The sequence below is a fragment of the Acinetobacter sp. 24-47-39 genome, from assembly GCF_056783825.1.
On sequence record NZ_JBWYIP010000003.1, the window covers coordinates 214,305 to 233,279 of the forward strand.

An 18,975-nucleotide genomic window follows, 5' to 3' on the forward strand; every position below is an offset into this window, starting at 1 on the left:
GTTTTTTATTATTTCACGGTGAATGAAGAAGTGAAACTACGAGCTTCACGCCTTGCATCAGGATCGGATGGCATCGGATATGGTGCTGCTGCACGAACAGCCTGTTCGACACTGGCTTTGACATCTGGATCTGATGCATTGACGATGACTGAAGTCACAGAACCACTGTCAGATAATGTCACGCGTGCTGTCGCTTTTTGACCTGAAGAGCCTATTGGCATTCTCCAAGCACCTTTAATTTTTTGCTCAAAGTCTCTTTTTGCTGAAGAAGCGATGCGTTTAGATTCAGCTTTTTTATTGGCTGCTTCTTGTCTGGCTTTTTCAGCCGCAGATTCTCGAGCTTCAGCTTCGGCACGTTCTCTGGCTTCGGCATCCGCTTTTCTTTGTGCTTCCTGACGAGCTTTCGCATCAGCTTCCGCTTTAGCTTTGGCATCAGCTGCAGCCTTAGCTTTACGATCAGCATCCTGTTTGGCTTTTGCATCAGCTTCAACTTTAGCTTTCCGATCAGCATCTTGTTTTGCTTTGGCTTCAGCAGCAGCTTTAGCTTTCCGGTCGGCTTCTTGTTTGGCTTTAGCATCGGCCTCCGCCTTAGCTTTCCGATCAGCTTCTTGCTTAGCTTTGGCTTGAGTTGCCTCAGCTTTAGCTTTTCGATCAGCCTCTTGTTTCGCTTTTAAAGCCGCATCAGCTTTCGCCTTTTGTTGTTGTTCCTGTTTTGCGTTTTGCTCTGCTGCTTTGGCTTTTTGGGCGGCCTCTTGTTTAGCTCTAGCATCGGCCTCAGCTTTAGCTTTCCGATTCGCTTCTTGAGTCGCTTGACGTTGTGCTTCAGCCGCTGCTTTACGTTCGGCTTCTTGTTGAGCTTTAACCGCAGCCGCTTGCTCAGCTTTACGGTCGGATTTTGGCTCTTCGACTTTTGGTTGAGCTGGAGGAGGTACAGCAGGCGCAACAGGAATCACAGGAGCATTTTGAATAGGCTCATTGGTCTGTTGAACATTTTCTTGAACGTTCTGGTGCGCTGTATCTGAATGATCAGATTCAACCAATGGTGTGGGTTCAGGTGGTACCAGATCTTCAGGTTTCACTAAAACTGTTTTAACAGTTTTAGTTGGCTCAGGAGGTTGAGTCAACCCAAGGAACAATAAGCCTGTGATCGCAATCACATGGACCGCAACAGTGAATCCGATTGCAATTTTCTTTTCTTTTGAAAAGCGAGAGTTAGATTCTTTCATAGCTTATTGAATTGGTTTGGTCAGCAAGCCAACTTGATTGATCCCTGCATCTTGTAAGTTAGACATGAGCGTCATCACCTCACCATAAGGTCGAGTGTTATGACCATTAATGACGACACTAAATTGTTTATTCTCACGTTCAGCAGTTTGTTGTGCATCACGAAGTATCTGTTGTAATTCCTGCAAGCTCAGTGGACTTGGTTGGCTACCCTTGTATTCTAAAAAGTATTGTCCTTGTTGATCTAAAGTCACCATAGCTGGTGCATCCTTAGATTCAATCGGTACACTGTTTGCTTCAGGTAAATCAACTTTTATGCCACTTGTGATCATTGGTGCAGTCACCATAAAAATCACCAAAAGTACTAACATGACGTCAATATAAGGAACTACATTCATGTCACTGTTAAGTGGCTTTTTAATGCGTTGGAAACGCCCTGAGCGACGAACGGCCATTTATTCAGCTTCCTGTGTAGAACCCACAGAACGACGTTGTAAAAGCGCCACCATTTCTTCAGCAAACAAGGAACGATCTGAGTAAATTTCTTCACTTTTGGCCGTATAGTGGTTGAATGCAAGTACTGCAGGAATCGCAGCAAATAAACCAATAGCAGTCGCAATGAGGGCTTCCGCGATACCTGGTGCGACAGTTGCTAGCGTCACTTGATCGACTTGGGCTAAGCCGATAAAAGCATTCATAATGCCCCAAACTGTACCAAATAAACCAACATAGGGCGCAACTGAACCAATACTGGCAAGTGCACTGAGGCCTTGTTCCATACGGCTCTGATCTCGGCTTAAACCCACCCCAAGAATACGCTCTGTGCCATCAATGACTTGTGCTGTTTCAGCTTTGGTTTTTTTGAGTTTGAGAAACTCTGCAAAACCAAGATAAAAAACATCTTCCAAGCCTTCACGCTTAGAGTTGACTTGTGCATTGTTATATAAAGTGTTGAGTTCTGCACCAGACCAAAAAATCTTTTGAAAATGATCATCACCTTGGCGAGCTTTTTTAAAAGTCATATGTAACTTGGCAATAAGGTACCAGCTAAAGAGTGAAGCTAGTACCAACACCAGCATGACCAGTTGTACGACTGGACTCGCTTGAAGAATTAAATCTGTGACGTGAAGTGAAGATTCGAGTTGTGTTGCCATAGTTACATGTGCCAATCATATTTTTATGCGTGGGCTAATTCTTTTTCGATTAGATCACGGATTTCATTTGGAATTCTCAGCGGTTTCATTTCAGCGCTAATACACGCCAATTCTACTTCCCCTGAAGCTAGCATGATTTCACCACGATAAATATTTTGTTGCAATACAAAAGACGTTGCTTTACACGAAACTACACTTGCTGTAACAGTAATTAAGTCATCCATTAATATTGGACGTGAATATTTAAGCGCTAATTTATGCACGACAAAGTTGTAATCTTTTTGATGCCAGTAATGTGAAATCCCTGAAGCGCGTAACCATTCTGTACGTGCGCGTTCCATAAAGCGAATATGATTGGCATGATAAACAATGCCTCCTGCATCTGTATCTTCAATATACACTCGGATTTGAAATTCAAATTTGTTCGCCATACAGGTGTTCCATTACTTTAAATAGTCCAGTGTTTTGCAACATTCTTGACAAAGAATGCGAAACGCTGATTTATACAATGTTTGAAAGGCTTGAAGTTTAGCACTCCATTTTTACAGACCAATGGCACAAGATTTCAAAAATAGCTGTAGATTGGGCGAAATATTTTAAGATGAAAATGCAGATTTAATTGAATTTTAATCATGTTTGGCATAGGGATTGCTTAAATAAATTCACATGAAATTTATAGTTGGATTTGAGTGCATGTTAAAAAAGTTAGCTTTATCGATTTCGATTGCTACATCAATATTAAGTTTTTCGACTTTTAGTTCGGCTGAAGATTTTAAAATTTTAAAACAGATTGAAAGCAAGCCAACTTTACTAAAAAAAGGGGAATATGCTGGACACTATTATATTCCAAGCACACTCAATACTATTCAATGGGGTTATCTACCGAATAAAGATGCTAAGCCAGTTTTAACGGTTCCATCGGGGAGTCATGTGACTTTTGATACAGTGTCACATGAAGGTTTATTAGAGGACCAAGGGCGTGATGCTGAAAAATACTTTACATCTAAAGGTGTTAAAAAAGAGCACATTTTAGATGAAGCGAAATTGATCACCCGCTCTAATTTAAAGCATGATTTCCATAAAGATGGCCCACACATTATTACTGGTCCGATCTACGTTGAAGGTGCAATGCCGGGAGACGTGCTTAAAGTTGAAATCATCAAAATAGAACCGCGTGTTCCTTATGGTGTTATTTCAAACCGTCATGGTAAAGGTACATTGCCTGAATTCCCTAAACGTCAAAAACATGATCATGCTTCGCCAGAAAATCCAGATGCTTATGGCAATGTTTCAGTATTTACACCCATTGCGCAAAATAAAGAGGGTGTATGGGAGGGGGTGATTCAAACAGAATCTGGTAAAGCGATTCGTTTTCCATTAAATCCGTTTATGGGAACAATGGGAGTTGCACCGAATACCAGCGAACCTGTTCACTCAGTTCCACCCTCATTTTATGGTGGAAATATTGATATTAATGATTTAACTGCTGGGGCAACCGCTTATTATCCTGTTCAAGTTCCAGGTGCATTATTCTACACAGGTGATAGTCATTTCGTTCAAGGCGATGGTGAGGTTGCATTAACTGCTTTAGAGGGTTCAGCGCGCGCAACGTTTAAAATTAGTGTGTTAAAAGCGGGTAAAGATCATATTCCAGGTAAGCACCTTTCTCAGCCATTAGGTGAAAATGGTGAGTTTTGGATCACGCCTGGTTTAGATGAAGATTTGGATGAAGCAATGCGCAAATCTACGCGTGAAGCAATTAATTTCTTAGTGAATGAATATGGCATAAGTGAAGATATTGCATATGCTTATCTCAGTGCGGCGACTGATTTTGAAGTTTCTCAAGTTGTAGATAAAACAAAAGGCATCCATGCGATGATTCGTAAAGCAGATTTTAAAGAGTTCATCGAGCAGAAATAAATTTTTGAAATAAAAAATCCTCCTTAATGGAGGATTTTTTTTGCCTGCTGGAGTGTATCTTTGATGCCATGAATGAACTCCCTTCATTCTCAACTCCTTTATAAATTCATGTATATGTGAGAATTAGAGTTAATTTAGTGAAAACATGAATTTTTTTTACTTAGAAAATAAATATTTTTATAAAAAACATATAGTTAAATTTTGGCATGCTCCTTGCGAAGTATCTGGTGGCTTAGATAGGACATTTAAGCATAAGGATAATTTATGAACACTGGAGACGTTTCATGGATAATTTAAATATTTTAACAAAAGGTGTGGACACCTTGGTGACGGTCGTTGGTGCAGGATTTACTGGACTTTATGCCTTATTCAAACTGCGTGATCAGATGAAAGTTCCAGTACGCGTGTTTGAAAGTGCACCGGATGTCGGTGGAACTTGGTACTGGAATAATTATCCCGGTGCACGTTGTGATATTGAGAGTGTGCATTATTCCTATTCATTTGATGAAAAATTACAGCAAGAATGGACCTGGAGCGAGAAATTTGCCGCCCAGCCAGAAATTCTACGATATCTCAATCATGTGGCAGATCGCTTTGACCTGAGAAAGGACATCACCTTCAATACCAAAGTCACGTCTGTGGTCTGGAATGAACAAGAAAAATATTGGACAGTAACGACCAATCAGGGTGAAGTCATTAAATCTCGTTTCTTTATTTCTGGTGTAGGGACATTGTCCGTGCCGAAAAAACCGGAATTCCCAGGTGTAGAAAACTTTAAAGGTCCAACACTGATTACCGGCAACTGGCCAAAACAACCAATCAGCTTGAAAGGCAAACGTGTTGGTGTAATTGGCACCGGTTCTACGGGTATCCAGCTTATTACGGAAATTGCCAAAGAAGTCGGTGAGTTATATGTGTTCCAGCGTACACCAAACTACTCCACTCCATTGGGTAATGGGCCTACTCAGGCAGAGGAAGATCTCGAGAACAAGGCCAAATATACTTTAATCAGACATAATGCCCGCAATCATTTCCTGGGGGTACCTTATAACGAAGTACAGCCTTCAGCACTGGCAGTTTCCGAAGAAGAACGTTTAAAAGTTTATGAAGACCGTTACCAACGTGGTGGTTTCCGTCTGTTTATTGATAGTTATCAGGATATCTTGTTTGATCCGAAAGCCAATGAAACTGTATCCGAGTTTATTCGTCAAAAAATTCATGCTCGTGTGAAAAGGCCAGAAGTAGCAGAATTGTTGGCACCGAGAGATTATTGCTATGGCACTAAACGACCACCCATGGAAAGTGGATATTACGAAGTATTTAACCAGGACAATGTGCATTTAATTGACGTTAAACAAACTCCAATTTCCCGTATTGATGAGAATGGCGTTGTGGTTGGTGATCAGTTGCATGAGGTGGATGTCTTGATTCTGGCGACCGGTTTTGATGCCATGACTGGACCATTATTTGCGTTAGGGATCCAAGGCAAGAACCATGAAAAACTGACTGAAAAATGGAAAGAAGGACCACGTACCTATTTGGGGCATACCGTGAGTGGATTCCCGAATTTATTTCTTGTGACAGGTCCACAAAGTCCTTCAGTGCTATATAACATGCCTTTAGCGATTGAAGATCATGTTGATCTTGCGACAGGCATTATCCAACACATGATTGATCATCAGCTTCTTGAAGTTGATGCAGATGCTCAAGCGGAAGAAGAATGGGTGAATCATGCTAATGAGCTGGCTCAGGCAAGTCTGCTACCAAATACGGATTCTTGGTATATGGGTGCCAATATTCCCGGAAAACCACGCCGTTGCCTGGTGTATTTAGGTGGAGCACCGAAGTATCGTGCGATTTGTGATGAGATGATTGCTAAAGGTTATCAGGGTTTTCATTTTAAAGCAGGCGATCCTAACAGTACTTTACTTCAACAAGTGTCTTGATCGGTCAGGAGAATTCATATGCCAATTACTCAAGAAATTGCAACTCTACTCGGTCAGATCCAAGAAGCAGGAGTGAAACCTTTTCATCAAAGTCAGGTAGATGAAGTGCGTGCAGTAGTTGAATCATTCCACAACATGCAAAAGCCGGTCGAGGTGAAAACCAAAACGACCGATGTTGAGTACCGCACAGGAACTTATCTGCGCATTTATCAGCCAGAACTTGCAGGAAAAACACTCCCTGTGCTGGTGTATTATCATGGAGGTGGCTTTGTCGCTGGTTCGCTGGCTGTAGCCGATGAAACTTGCCATGTGCTGGCGCAAATGAATCAACATATTGTGGTGTCAGTGGATTACCGTTTGGCGCCTGAGCATCCGTTTCCAGCCGCACATGAAGATGCCAGACAGGGATTGGAGTGGGTGTTTCAACATATTCAAGAATATGGCGGTGACGAGAATCAAATCTCAGTCATAGGTGACAGTGCAGGAGGTAATCTTGCAACGACATCTGCGTTATGGGCTGTATCACAGGATATGAAGATTGCCAAACAGATCTTAATATATCCAGTGATACAGCCTGAGATGGATTCTGCCTCAAGAAATGATGAAAATGGTTATCTAATTTCGCAACAGGATATGGACTGGTTCTGGAAAAATTATCAGATCCAAGATGGGCAGTCTGTTCAATATTCACCTTTACAGTATGACAATCTATCCGCTGCGCCAGAAACTTTAATTGTGACCACCGAATATGAAGTATCGCGGGATGATGCGGAATATTATGGATTCCGTTTAATCGAACAAGGTATAACCACCACCATCAAGCGTATTCGGGGTGGTGTACATGGTATTTTCTGGCTATCTGCAGTCGTGCCTGAACACCAGACGATTCGGGAGGAAATTGCTCGATTTTTAAAGAAATAACTCCCATTCAAAACCAGCCAGTGAATGGCTGGTTTTCACATTCAAAGCGCATTAATCTTATCGATATGTGCTTGATATGCTCGATGAGATTGAAGAATGAATCAAAGGAGCAAAACGTAGTGTTTTGTAGTTTTGTCATCTTTGACACTGTATTTCTAAATTGGCGATCTATACACTGACCTAGAAACGCCTGCTTATTTATAAAAATAATAATATATTCAAACAGTTCAGGAAATTTGAAATTAATTGAGGGATGGAGTAATACTCAATGAAAAATTATATGGATATATCGGTTAGCGATTTTATTAGTAAAATTTCTTTTGAAAGTGAGGACGGTAAAATCTGGTTCGATGGAGATCGATCACTTCTCTTTAATGCGAATAGTTTGTATACACTGAAGCATTTTTTAATTGATGAATATGGGATTGATCTAGCTAAAAAAGTTATCTATCGCTGGGGTTATGAAATTGGTAGTGAAGATGCTGTGCGAGCGCTCAAACTGCGCGCAGATGATCAGTTGTCAGCTTTTGTGGCCGGACCTCAACTGGCCAAGATTCGTGGCATGGTAAATGTTGATATTGAGACGCTGGATTTCAATCCCAAGCAAAACAAGTTTAAAGGTATATTCAAATGGAATGACTCCTATGAAGCCTATGCACAAATTAAGAACAGGTCTTACTCGACACACTGTTGCTGCTGGTGGTTGACGGGTTATTCCAGTGGTTATACCTCAAAATTTTTAAATGCTCCCTTTCATTATGTCGAAACACATTGTGTTGCCAAAGGAGATGAGTGTTGCCGGATTGAAAGCCATGAAGGGCAGGACCGTCATTTTGGACTGAAATCTGAATATTTCATTGAAACCATTAAACCATTATTTTCCAACAGCTACTTTGATGCCATAGGGAAATCCAAGACCTTTGCCAAGGTGTGCCAATTATTGCTCAAGGCAGCAGAGTCGGATATTACGGTATTGCTACAAGGCAGCACAGGGGTTGGGAAAGAAGCATTTGCGCGTGGTATCCATCAGAATAGTGCCCGTAAAGATAAAGAATTTGTCGCAATTAACTGTGCCTGTCTGCCAGAGCAACTGATTGAAGCGGAATTGTTTGGTAGTAATAAAGGCGCATTTACCGGGGCGACTGAAAATCGCTTTGGTAAATTTGAACGGGCAGATGGGGGCACCATTTTCCTGGACGAAATTATCGAGCTATCCCCTAAAGCGCAGGCGTCTTTGCTTCGTGTTTTGCAAACTGGAGAGTTTGAACGGGTAGGGGATACCAAGACCCGCAAGACCAATGTCAGGGTGGTGGTCGCTTGTAATGAAAGTCTGAAAAAAGCAGTAGATGAAGGACGTTTCCGCAGTGATTTATATTACCGGCTTGCCACTTATCCGGTATTAATCCCATCATTGAAAGAGCGTCGGGAAGACATTAATTTACTGCTGGAATATTATATTCGGTTCTTTGAAAAGCAGTACGAGAAGACCTTCAACGGATTTAGTGACCGGGTTTATGCTTTCTTCAACAGTTATGAGTGGCCGGGGAATATCCGCGAACTGCGAAATATTGTGGAACGGGCAGTGCTATTGTCCAATGATGTGTCATTGGACTTAGAAGACCTGATGTTGGAAGATAATGTAATTCAGAGCTTTGTTAGCCAGCATAAGCAGAAAGTGAATGGCATCAAAGGCATTGCTACTCAAAGTGATCTGGATCAGTTCATTGAAAATCTGATGCACAATTCAGAACAGCTAGATATTGAATATGTCGAAGCCACGATTTTACAAACAGCTTTGCAAAAGTATCGCGGCAACGTGTCGAAAGCCGCACGTTATTTGAATATGACACGAAGTGCACTGGAATACCGGTTAAAAAAGCACGCAGTAATATAAGTTGAGGGTGTTTGGGTATGAAATATAGAGCCTTAGGATAAGGCCCTATATTTCTTTAAGCGGTAATCCAATGTTGCCCGGCTAATGCCAAGTAAACGTGCTGCTTCGGAGACGTTGTTCTGACTCTGTTGCATGGCTTGTACAATAATCTGCTGTTCGTAATGCTCCAATGAAAAGTCAGGAGTAAATAGTTCTGCAATTTTTTGTGAATTAAATGATTTGGAAGGGAATGTTTCCCGATAGCTATTTGTCTCAGCGGCTACAACATCGGGAAATAAATCACGTAGTTTAATCTCTTGTTGATCATCTGTGAGTAGTGCTGCGCGTTCCAGCACATTCTCTAATTCACGGATATTACCTGGCCAATTGTAATTTATAAAGAAATGTTTGGCTTTGTCACTTAGTCCTTTAAATTTTTTGTCATATATATTTTCAAAGCGTTTAAGAAAATGACTGACCAGCAGGGGAATGTCCTCCCGCCGTTCACGTAATGGCGGAATACGTACCGGAAAAATATTTAGGCGAAAATACAGATCGGCACGGAATCGACCCTCTTTGACAGCTAATTCTAGATCTTCATTGGTAGCAGCTACCACTCTAACATCGACTTTTCGGGTCTGATAATCGCCTACACGCTCAAATTCACCTTCTTGCAGCATTCGTAATAAGGCTGCTTGGGCACGAGGGGATAACTCAGCCAGTTCATCCAGAAAAATCGTACCTTGATGGGCACGTTCAAATTTACCTATTCGTTGACTGACTGCTCCTGTGAAAGCCCCCTTTTCTACGCCAAAGAGCTCAGCTTCAATCAGGTCATGTGGGATACAAGCACAGTTAACTGCGATAAAAGGCTTATCTTTGCGTGGACTAGCATAGTGAATACCTCGTGCAAAAGCCTCCTTACCAACACCTGTTTCCCCAGACAAGAGTACGGCCACTTTACTGCCAGCCGCTTTTTTGAGGAGGTCACAGACATTGCGGTAAGCCGCAGATTCTCCGACCGCATTAAACATGCTGTAGTCGACCTCGGCACGAGTATAAATATCGAGTTTTAGCTGATTCAATTCAGCGCGTAATGCAATGATTTCGTCCGATATAGGGTCAGGAGACATAAATTGTACAAGTTCTTCAGCATTTTCCCATTCAGTTAAGGGTTTACCAATGATCCGACAATGATCATGACCTTGGGCAATACATTGGGTTTCCTGATAAATAATGGTTTGTCCCATGACATAGCTGCTATATCCACAAGCATAACCAAGTTGTAGCCAGCAAGCAGGTTCATCGGATTTACCAAATTCGCTCAGGTGAACTTCACCTTCAAAGGAATGTCGCCAGTTAAAGTCGGCATAGAACTCATGGTTGCGATGGCTCAGCTGAAGTGTATTGACTTCGACCTGTACCATCCCACGAATACCATGCATTTGTGGTCCTGCCATAAAAGCCTCTGTTTCATTGAGGTCTGGACGAAGTTGTGCAGTGGCTTCGGCATCTCGCATACCAGCCTGATAACCACAACGAATAAAGAACCTTTTGGCTGGCTCATAACCCAGCATATCGTGCAAGTCTTTGCGTAGAAAACCAAAAATATCGGTATGTAGCAACAACATACGATTTTCTTCAAACCAAATCTGACCATGAGCGGCATCGAACTTAATCCGGTCAATCAGGTCCTGAATATCTTGTTGTGGCTTCAAAAATGGCTGCATGCGCAATGTCCTTCATTTTATTCTGTGCTCAATATCCTATGAAGCACTTTTTTCATTACTTGTGTACTAATAACGAACTCAAAATTTATAAATATCATCATACTGTACATAAAGTGCATGAAAATGCCAGATGGATATTTATAAAAAAAAGAGTTGAAAATAGTCTTTCATCATTTGATGAATTTTTTTTAATTGTGTTCATCAGTTGATGAAATCAAACTTCAAAAAAAGACACCCAATATAATAAAATTTATAAAAATCAAAAACTTAAAAAGTTGGCACACTAATTGATATATGTATGTGGAAGGAAATTTGTCCAGCAAGAAGGATTCTTAGTCATGACAAATCAAATAGGGATGCCACAACTCACCAAATATATTCGGGTGACGGGTGACCGTAATGCCAAATTTATTGAATTTGATTTCGCCATTCACGATCCAAGTCTGTTTGTCGAACTGGTGCTACCTCGTGAAGCTTTTATACAGTTTTGTGAGACCAATCAAGTCGTTGAGATGACTGAAGAACAGAAAACCAGAAATGATGAGGAAGAAGAAAAATGGCGCTATGGGACTGAAGTCACTTTAGTCAATGCACAGCGATATATCCCAGATCAAGAAGATCTTTAGAAATAGCTTAAGGAGATAGCCATGTCACTTGAAATTAAAACATCTAGTATTGAACCAATACGCCAGAGTTACGCCTACATTGAACGCCGTTTTGGCAATAAACCTGCAACCCGCTATCAGGAAGTTAGTTTTGATATTCAGGCTGAAACCAACTTCCATTACCGACCATTATGGAAACCTGAGAAAACACTGAATGATAAAACGCATACAGCTATTGTGATGCAGGACTGGTATGCATTTAAGGATCCACGTCAGTTTTATTATGGGACATATGTGCAACATCGCGCCCGTTTACAAGATACTGCCGAAGCTAATTTTAACTTTTTTGAAAAACGTCAGCTGGCTGTACATATTTCTGAAGAAGTCCGTGAAAAAGTAATCACGTTGTTTATTCCATTCCGTCATTTGGAGCAAACTGCCAACCTGCACATGATGTCAGGAAGTGCTTATGGTTATGGCACGGTACTAACCCAAGCATGTATTTATGCAGCGATGGACCGACTCGGGATGGCGCAGTATATCTCTCGTGTGGGTTTGGCTTTAGATGGGGGAACTGGTGAATCACTCGCACCTGCAAAACAGGCATGGATGAACGATACAGCTTGGCAAGGTTTACGCAAGCTATGTGAACAAAGTCTGACAGAACAAGACTATTTCAAGCTGTTTTTATTACAAAACCTAGTGATAGATAGTTTTATGGCTGAACTGGTCTATACCCAATTTGATCAATGGTTAGCAGAGCACCAAGCTCGGGATCTCGCGATGCTCACCGAGTTTATGCAAGAAGCCTTAACAGATCTGCGCAAATGGTCAGACAGCGTACTCAAAACAGCGACAGCAGAATCAATTGAAAATAAGCAATTGTTAAGTCAATGGCTGGCGGAATACCTACCCGAAGTTAGAGCCGCATTTGCACCTTGGGCTGAAAAAGTTTTAGCTAGTGACGCAATAGATGCGGCTGAACAAAAACTGCTGGAGCGCAGTAAAAAAATTGGAATAGATCTCGAACAAGTGGCACAGGCTTAAGGAGAAGCAGCATGTCTAAAGTGTATTTGGCATTACAAGATAACGATACCTCACGTTACATCATTGAAGCGATTGAAGAAGATAATCCTGAGGCCACCATTCAATATTTACCGGCCATGATTCGCGTAGAAAGTGAAAAAGGGCTGATTGTTCGTGCGGAAACGGTTTCGGAAAAATTGGGACAAGAATGGGATATCCAATCTTTACAGCTCAATATGATCACATTGGGCGGTAACGTTGAAGAAGATGACGATACGTTCCGTCTACACTGGAATTAAAAATAGTAAGCGCCAATGTGCCGCATTGAAGCGGTATATCAAAAGAATAAAGGACCTTAGGTATGAATTCTAAAATTAATGCAATTGGTAAAAAACTAAATGCCAAAGACCGTTACCGTGCACTCACGCGTGATCTGGACTGGGAATTTTCCTATGCAGACCGTAAAGAAGCATTTCCTTATGAAGAATTTGAAGGCATTAAAATTACGGATTGGTCGAAATGGGAAGATCCATTCCGCCTAACCATGGATGCCTACTGGAAATATCAAGCGGAAAAAGAGAAAAAGCTCTACGCAATTTTTGATGCTTTTGCACAAAATAATGGTCAGTTGAATGTCACCAACGAACGCTATTTAAATGCCATTAAACTGTTTTTAACTGCTGTAACGCCATTGGAATATCAAGCCTTCCAAGGTTATGCCCATGTAGGACGTCAGTTCAGTGGTGTGGGTGCACGTATTGCGTCCCAAATGCAGTCCATTGATGAACTGCGTCATGTGCAAACGCAGATTCATGCGATGAGCCATTACAACAAATTCTTTGATGGCTTCCAAGATTGGTCACACATGCATGACCGCGTTTGGTATTTATCTGTACCTAAATCATTCTTTGAAGATGCGCGTTCTGCAGGCCCATTTGAATTCTTACTGGCTATCAGTTTTGCCTTTGAATATGTGTTGACCAACTTGCTGTTTGTACCCTTCATGTCTGGTGCTGCCCATAACGGTGATATGGCAACCGTCACATTCGGCTTTAGCGCGCAGTCAGATGAAGCGCGTCATATGACACTAGGACTGGAAATTGTCAAATTCCTACTGGAACAGCATGAAGACAACGTGCCGATCGTACAGGAGTGGATTGATAAATGGTTCTGGCGTGGCACTCGATTACTATCAATTGTCGGCATGATGATGGATTACATGCTGCCAAACAAAGTTATGTCATGGAAAGAAGCATGGGAAACTTATTTTGAAGAAGCGGGTGGGGCGCTCTTTAAAGACCTGAGCCGCTACGGCATTCGTATGCCTAAATATTCTGAAGTCATTGAAAAAGAAAAAGAGCACGTCTCGCATCAAGCATGGTGGATTTTCTATAACTTTGGTCATGCGGCTGGCTTCCACACTTGGATTCCAACTGATGAAGAAATGGATTGGTTATCAGAAAAATATCCAGACACTTTTGACAAGTATTACCGTCCACGTTGGGAGTTAGCACGCAAGATGGAAGCGGAAGGTAAACGTTTCTATAGTGCGGGCTTGCCACAGCTATGCCAAATCTGTCAGGTACCGATGACCTTTACTGAAATGGATGGTGACCAAACCATGTTCAGTTACCGCAGCAGTGTCTATAAGGGCGAGCGTTATCACACTTGTTCAGATGGTTGCCATGACATTTTCGAGCGTGAACCAGAGAAATATGTACAAGCTTGGTTGCCGGTGAACCAAATTCTACAAGGTAACTGTGGTGGCCCTGATCTGGAAGTGATGTTACGCGAATATTATCGCTTTAATGTCGGTGCTGATAATTTAGATATCGAAGGTTCTCCAGATCAAGCACGTTGGAAGAAATGGAAAGGTGTGGCTTAAGTCGAATGTTTGGATAGCCCTTCACAGGGCTATCCACCTTCATCATGGAATTTAGGAGTTTAGGGAAATGCCAGTAAAAGCAATTATCAACCAATATGATTTTGAACCACGTGACTTACAAAAACACTATGGTGACAACATACTGATTTACGTGGGATGGGATCATCACACCTTATACTGTGCGGCACATGCCATGTTGGCATCTCCACAGCAAAGCTTTCAGGATTTAATTGATCAACAGATACAAGGTGGTTTCCACCAACATCCTGAATTTACTGAAATTGATTGGTCAAAAGTCGAATATTTGTTAGATGGTCAGTCGTTCCAACCGAAACTGGATCAAAGCTTGGCAAGTCAAAATATTGGTCATAAATCACTATTGCGCTTCATTACACCTGGGCTGGATGGCTACCAGCATCGTCATGTTTAAGGAGCGCTGAAATGAGTTATCAGGTCACGATTGAACCGATTGGAACCACCATTGAAGTCGAAGAAGATCAAACCATTTTGGATGCAGCATTACGTCAGGGTGTATGGCTTCCATTTGCCTGTGGTCATGGCACCTGCGGTACCTGTAAAGTGCAGGTGACAGATGGATATTATGATGTTGGTGAAGCTTCTCCATTTGCATTAATGGACATTGAGCGTGAAGAAAATAAAGTTCTCGCATGTTGCTGCAAACCAGAATCAGATATGGTCATTGAAGCGGATGTTGATGAGGATGAAGACTTCCTTGGCTATCTGGTTGATGATTTTCAGGCTGAAGTGATTGAGATCAAAGAGCTTTCACCTACGATTAAAGGCGTGCGTTTAGCCTTAGATCGTCCAATGCAATTCCAAGCTGGGCAGTACATCAATATTCGGTTCCCTGGAATTGAAGGTACACGCGCCTTTTCGATTGCCAATTCCCCAAGTGAGGAAGGTATTGTTGAATTACATATCCGCCAAGTACCGGGTGGCGCAGCGACTACTTATGTCCATGAATCATTAAAGACTGGCGACCAGCTAGAAATTTCCGGACCGTATGGACAATTCTTTGTACGCAAGTCTGATACGAAGGATGTGATTTTTATCGCAGGTGGTTCGGGCCTATCTAGCCCTCAATCAATGATTCAAGATTTATTAGAACAAGGTGATAACCGGACCATTTATTTATTCCAAGGTGCACGTGATGTTGCAGAACTGTATAACCGTGAAATATTTGAAGGTTGGGTAAAACAATATCCGAACTTCCGTTATGTACCAGCCTTGAATGCCCCTAAGCCCGAAGATCAATGGGATGGATTTACCGGATTTGTACATGACGCCGTAGCAGATTATTTTGAAAATAAATGTTCTGGTCACAAAGCTTATTTGTGCGGTCCACCACTCATGATTGACGCTGCGATTTCCACACTAATGCAAAGTCGTCTATTTGAACGAGATATTCATACAGAACGCTTTCTCAGTGCGGCCGATGGAGCATCGGATCAATCACGTTCAGCACTATTTAAACATATCTAAGTGCCTGATAGGTGAACATAAAAAAACAGCCAAATGGCTGTTTTTTTATTGAATGATTTAAAAATGATAAGCCAGTGTAAGGCTGTAGAGACTTGGATCAATTTTGAGATTACCTGCATCCGCACCATTGATTTTCACATCGCTGTCTACTTTGACATAACGATAATCAAAACCTAGACTAATTTTATTATTGATGAAATATTCTAGGCCGGCGTTAAACGCGATGCCATGTGAATTGGACAGATCAACATCTGAACCATCTGTGCTGTCAGTATCATAAAAATAGACATAATTGTAACCGATGCCTAGATAAGGATTAATATTACCTTTGGGTTTGAAATGGTACTGGAGACTCAATGTGGGTGGCAGATATTTGGTGCTGCCTAGTTTGACTCCATCACCATAAAAATTATGTTGTGGCGGGATACCAGCTAATAAATCCAGGCTGATGTTGTCACTGAGGAATAGCCCCATGGCTAGGGTTGGTCGATAACTTTCACCAATTGAGGTTTCAACACTGTTAAATAACAGGCCAGGATGTTTGTCTGCTTCAATCTGGGTAATACCAAACCGTAGATACTTGTCATGCGAAAGTAAAGGTGAGGCAGAAATTGCGGTGCTTACCGTTAGGGCCAAACTGGTACAGAGTATTGTTTTTTTCATCAAATTTATTCCTTTAAATATAGTCAATTTCATTACTTTGAAATTGATTAGGAATATTGCAATAGTTGTACCATGTTTATTTTTTTAAAAAAATCAATAATTTGTTTGTTTTTTAGATTTATGGTTTTCATCATTTCATTTATTAGATAAAAAGTACGATTGAAATTTAATGAAATAATGAAATTTGTATTTCAATAAAATATGTATTTGAGAAGAGTCAAGAATTATCGTTCTAGACTCTCCTTAATTCAACTTACCATTAAAATGATTTAAACCTTATTGTGTGTTTTTATCCAATCTTGTTGAACTTGTTGTGCAATAGTCGGATAGCCCATCACAAAACGAATGTGGCTTTCAACGCCAGTTTTTAATGTCGCATCATCTACAATAAATTGAGGGTTATGATTGGGTGCAGCCTTACTCATCTCTTGATCTTGAGGTGTTGCACCAATGAAAATGAACAATGAAGGCATAAGTTGACCATAATAGGCAAAGTCTTCACTTGCGCTTGCATTGTTTTCAAGCACATGAAATTTATCTTCACCGTGAACTTTCGCAAGTGATGGCGCGATGAGTTGAGTTAGTGTTTTATCGTTCGTAGTGACGGGGGCATAAGCGGCAATTTCTACTTTGGCTTTTACGTCATTTGCATGAGCATTATGTTCGATCAATTTCGGTAAATCCTTGAGAATATTCTGGCGAACTTCTTCATTATTTGATCGAATCGTGCCAACCATATGGACTTGCTCTGGTATCACATTTCCTACCGTTCCACCTTGGATACTGCCAATACTGATTGCCCCCATACCTTTGGTTAAATCTGCACGACGGCTGATCAAACTCTGCATATTACTAATCATTTGAGATGAAGCATAAATGGGATCGCGTCCAAGCCATGGCATAGAACCATGGACTTGTTTTCCACTAACCTGAATGCGCAAGTGATCTGCACTGTTTAAAATAGTGCCATCTTTATAGAAAATATGACCACTTGGCATACCTGCCATAACATGCATACCGAAGATCACTTCAGGCTTAGGATTTTTTAAAGCCCCATCAGCGATCATCTTGCGTGAACCAATTTGATCGCCATGGCTAAAGTTATCAATATCTGCTCCACCTTCTTCAGCTGGTTGGAAGACAAACACAACAGTACCTGCAATTTTATCTTTATTTTCCGAAAGCACTTTTGCAGCGCCGAGTAACATTGCTGTGTGAGCATCATGTCCACAAGCATGCATGACTGGCGTTTCTTTGCCTTGATAGGTTGCCTTTGCTTTACTTGCAAAAGGAAGTCCTGTTTTTTCCTCAATCGGTAATGCATCCATATCTGCACGTAATGCCATCACTGGGCCAGGTTTTGCACCTTTAAGAATTCCGATTACACCTGTTTTGGCATAGCCTGTGCGAACTTCAATCCCATATTTTTTTAATTCTTTTTGAACCAGAGCCGAGGTTTTAAATTCCATATTGCCGAGTTCGGGATGTTGGTGAATGTGTTGTCTTAATTTGATGGTATGTTGTTCAACCGCGTTTACACCGTCATCAACCCAATCTGCAAAACTAAAGGTTGAACAAAGGGGCAAGATAGTACAAGCAGTAAATAGCCTAAGTGAAATCATGAACTCAATGTCCTAAAAATCCAAAAGTTTTAGGAGCTTCTCATTCACTTCTGATGGTTGCAAAACTTAAGAGGTATATCAAAATACATGAAAAGTATAGTAACTATGAGGCTTTGATTTTTAATGCTTTATCCATAGATTTAAAGTTGTTATTATTTGTAAATTATTCATTTTAAATAATTATTTTAATAGTTGTGGGGGAGCTAATGAGCGTTGAAGAAGAACTTAAGCATAATCAAGATGTCATGATTCAACTTCCGTGGACCGTGCCACAACCGCCTTTATATACGACGAGTATTCAAGTTGATCCTGAAACGCAGAAAATTCCTTTGGATTTGAATGTAAGCTCAACTGATACGACTGCAATTTGGTCTTTTATGATTGCAATGGCGATAGCTTTTATTCTAGGAATTTCAGCAACAATCATTGCAATTTGGTATGGTGTCAGAAGTTTTAAATTAACTGAAATGTCTTTTAATACAGTAGTACTAGAAATAAAAAGTTCACAACAAATTGCTTTTGATCTAAATCAAAAATTATTTGAGCAACAGATAGCGTTACAAAAAAATGAGTTGCAGTCTAAATAGCGTATAGTATGGAATGATTTAGTTTACGAAATATGTGCCGATTGTAATATATTAATCAATAACTATATTTTTAAAGCACAGGAAATAATCAAGTTTTACCTGAGAACTAATAGTAGAGATAAATCAAATCCCTCAAGTATATTTGGGGAAAAGATAGGTGAGTTGGAAGAAATTAGTCATCAATTAATTCTTAAAAATTCGAAACTTGATCTATATTTGGAAGACAATAGACCTCTTTCATAAATCATTTTTTGCTCAGTTCCAAGTTGTAGATTCCAGCGATTAAATTGAATCTCAAACCAAGCCTTTTACCTCT

At 40.8% G+C, this 18,975-nt stretch carries 18 protein-coding genes; 11 read left to right on the forward strand and 7 right to left on the reverse strand.

All coding sequences use genetic code 11. The features are described from left to right. Positions 1-8: 8 nt before the first annotated feature. Genes tolA through ybgC form a run of 4 tightly spaced genes read right to left on the reverse strand, consistent with a single transcriptional unit; the run spans position 9 to position 2,809 of the window. A complete protein-coding gene (gene tolA / locus AC1M9C_RS05030; RefSeq protein WP_481586626.1) occupies positions 9-1,226 on the reverse strand; it encodes a cell envelope integrity protein TolA in 1,218 nt (405 codons plus the stop codon). A gap of 3 nt (positions 1,227-1,229) precedes the next feature. Further along, positions 1,230-1,679: a protein TolR gene (gene tolR / locus AC1M9C_RS05035; protein WP_035265723.1), complete on the reverse strand. Its 450-nt coding sequence runs from the start codon at positions 1,677-1,679 to the stop codon at positions 1,230-1,232. Next, complete coding sequence (gene tolQ, locus AC1M9C_RS05040; RefSeq protein ID WP_179998400.1) at positions 1,680-2,378, reverse strand: protein TolQ; 699 nt, start codon at positions 2,376-2,378, stop codon at positions 1,680-1,682. Positions 2,379-2,401: 23 nt separating this feature from the next. Further along, a complete protein-coding gene (gene ybgC / locus AC1M9C_RS05045; RefSeq protein WP_035265725.1) occupies positions 2,402-2,809 on the reverse strand; it encodes a tol-pal system-associated acyl-CoA thioesterase in 408 nt (135 codons plus the stop codon). A gap of 262 nt (positions 2,810-3,071) precedes the next feature. Between ybgC and AC1M9C_RS05050 the strand changes: the two genes are divergently transcribed. From AC1M9C_RS05050 to AC1M9C_RS05065, 4 genes are all read left to right on the forward strand, one after another. Further along, positions 3,072-4,298: an acetamidase/formamidase family protein gene (locus AC1M9C_RS05050; RefSeq protein ID WP_035265726.1), complete on the forward strand. Its 1,227-nt coding sequence runs from the start codon at positions 3,072-3,074 to the stop codon at positions 4,296-4,298. A gap of 284 nt (positions 4,299-4,582) precedes the next feature. Continuing rightward, positions 4,583-6,244, forward strand: a complete 1,662-nt coding sequence (locus tag AC1M9C_RS05055) for a flavin-containing monooxygenase (RefSeq protein WP_481586627.1) — start codon at positions 4,583-4,585, stop codon at positions 6,242-6,244. Between the two features lie 12 nt (positions 6,245-6,256). Then, entirely contained in the window at positions 6,257-7,165 is a 909-nt protein-coding gene (locus AC1M9C_RS05060; protein ID WP_481586696.1) for an alpha/beta hydrolase, read from the forward strand. 268 nt (positions 7,166-7,433) lie between these two features. After that, the gene (locus AC1M9C_RS05065) at positions 7,434-9,059 is read left to right on the forward strand and encodes a sigma 54-interacting transcriptional regulator (protein ID WP_481586628.1); all 1,626 of its coding nucleotides are present in this window, start codon (positions 7,434-7,436) and stop codon (positions 9,057-9,059) included. Between the two features lie 32 nt (positions 9,060-9,091). Here the strand turns inward: AC1M9C_RS05065 and mobR are convergent, their stop codons facing one another. Further along, positions 9,092-10,768 (reverse strand): phenol degradation transcriptional regulator MobR, encoded by a 1,677-nt coding sequence (mobR, locus tag AC1M9C_RS05070; RefSeq protein ID WP_481586629.1) that lies wholly within the window; start codon positions 10,766-10,768, stop codon positions 9,092-9,094. Between the two features lie 356 nt (positions 10,769-11,124). On the opposite strand from mobR, the gene AC1M9C_RS05075 reads away from it, so the two are divergent. The 6 genes from AC1M9C_RS05075 to AC1M9C_RS05100 all read left to right on the forward strand — a co-directional run bounded on the left by AC1M9C_RS05075 (position 11,125) and on the right by AC1M9C_RS05100 (position 15,787). Next, positions 11,125-11,394: a phenol hydroxylase subunit gene (locus AC1M9C_RS05075; protein WP_180027867.1), complete on the forward strand. Its 270-nt coding sequence runs from the start codon at positions 11,125-11,127 to the stop codon at positions 11,392-11,394. 21 nt (positions 11,395-11,415) lie between these two features. After that, the gene (locus AC1M9C_RS05080) at positions 11,416-12,420 is read left to right on the forward strand and encodes an aromatic/alkene monooxygenase hydroxylase subunit beta (RefSeq protein ID WP_481953316.1); all 1,005 of its coding nucleotides are present in this window, start codon (positions 11,416-11,418) and stop codon (positions 12,418-12,420) included. 11 nt (positions 12,421-12,431) lie between these two features. Continuing rightward, entirely contained in the window at positions 12,432-12,698 is a 267-nt protein-coding gene (locus AC1M9C_RS05085) for an MmoB/DmpM family protein (protein ID WP_180027547.1), read from the forward strand. A gap of 62 nt (positions 12,699-12,760) precedes the next feature. After that, complete coding sequence (locus AC1M9C_RS05090) at positions 12,761-14,284, forward strand: aromatic/alkene/methane monooxygenase hydroxylase/oxygenase subunit alpha (protein WP_179998392.1); 1,524 nt, start codon at positions 12,761-12,763, stop codon at positions 14,282-14,284. A 67-nt stretch (positions 14,285-14,351) separates the two neighbouring features. Continuing rightward, positions 14,352-14,714, forward strand: a complete 363-nt coding sequence (locus AC1M9C_RS05095) for a phenol hydroxylase subunit P4 (protein ID WP_481953317.1) — start codon at positions 14,352-14,354, stop codon at positions 14,712-14,714. A gap of 11 nt (positions 14,715-14,725) precedes the next feature. After that, positions 14,726-15,787, forward strand: a complete 1,062-nt coding sequence (locus tag AC1M9C_RS05100; RefSeq protein WP_481953318.1) for a 2Fe-2S iron-sulfur cluster-binding protein — start codon at positions 14,726-14,728, stop codon at positions 15,785-15,787. Between the two features lie 57 nt (positions 15,788-15,844). Here the strand turns inward: AC1M9C_RS05100 and AC1M9C_RS05105 are convergent, their stop codons facing one another. Then, positions 15,845-16,423 carry an OmpW/AlkL family protein gene (locus AC1M9C_RS05105; protein ID WP_481611692.1) on the reverse strand — a complete coding sequence of 193 codons (579 nt, stop codon included), beginning with the start codon at positions 16,421-16,423 and terminating at the stop codon, positions 15,845-15,847. 296 nt (positions 16,424-16,719) lie between these two features. Further along, positions 16,720-18,072, reverse strand: a complete 1,353-nt coding sequence (locus AC1M9C_RS05110; RefSeq protein WP_481953319.1) for an amidohydrolase — start codon at positions 18,070-18,072, stop codon at positions 16,720-16,722. A 206-nt stretch (positions 18,073-18,278) separates the two neighbouring features. Here AC1M9C_RS05110 and AC1M9C_RS05115 point away from each other — a divergent pair, with 206 nt between their 5' ends. Beyond that, positions 18,279-18,659: a hypothetical protein gene (locus AC1M9C_RS05115; protein WP_481953320.1), complete on the forward strand. Its 381-nt coding sequence runs from the start codon at positions 18,279-18,281 to the stop codon at positions 18,657-18,659. Positions 18,660-18,975 lie beyond the last annotated feature (316 nt).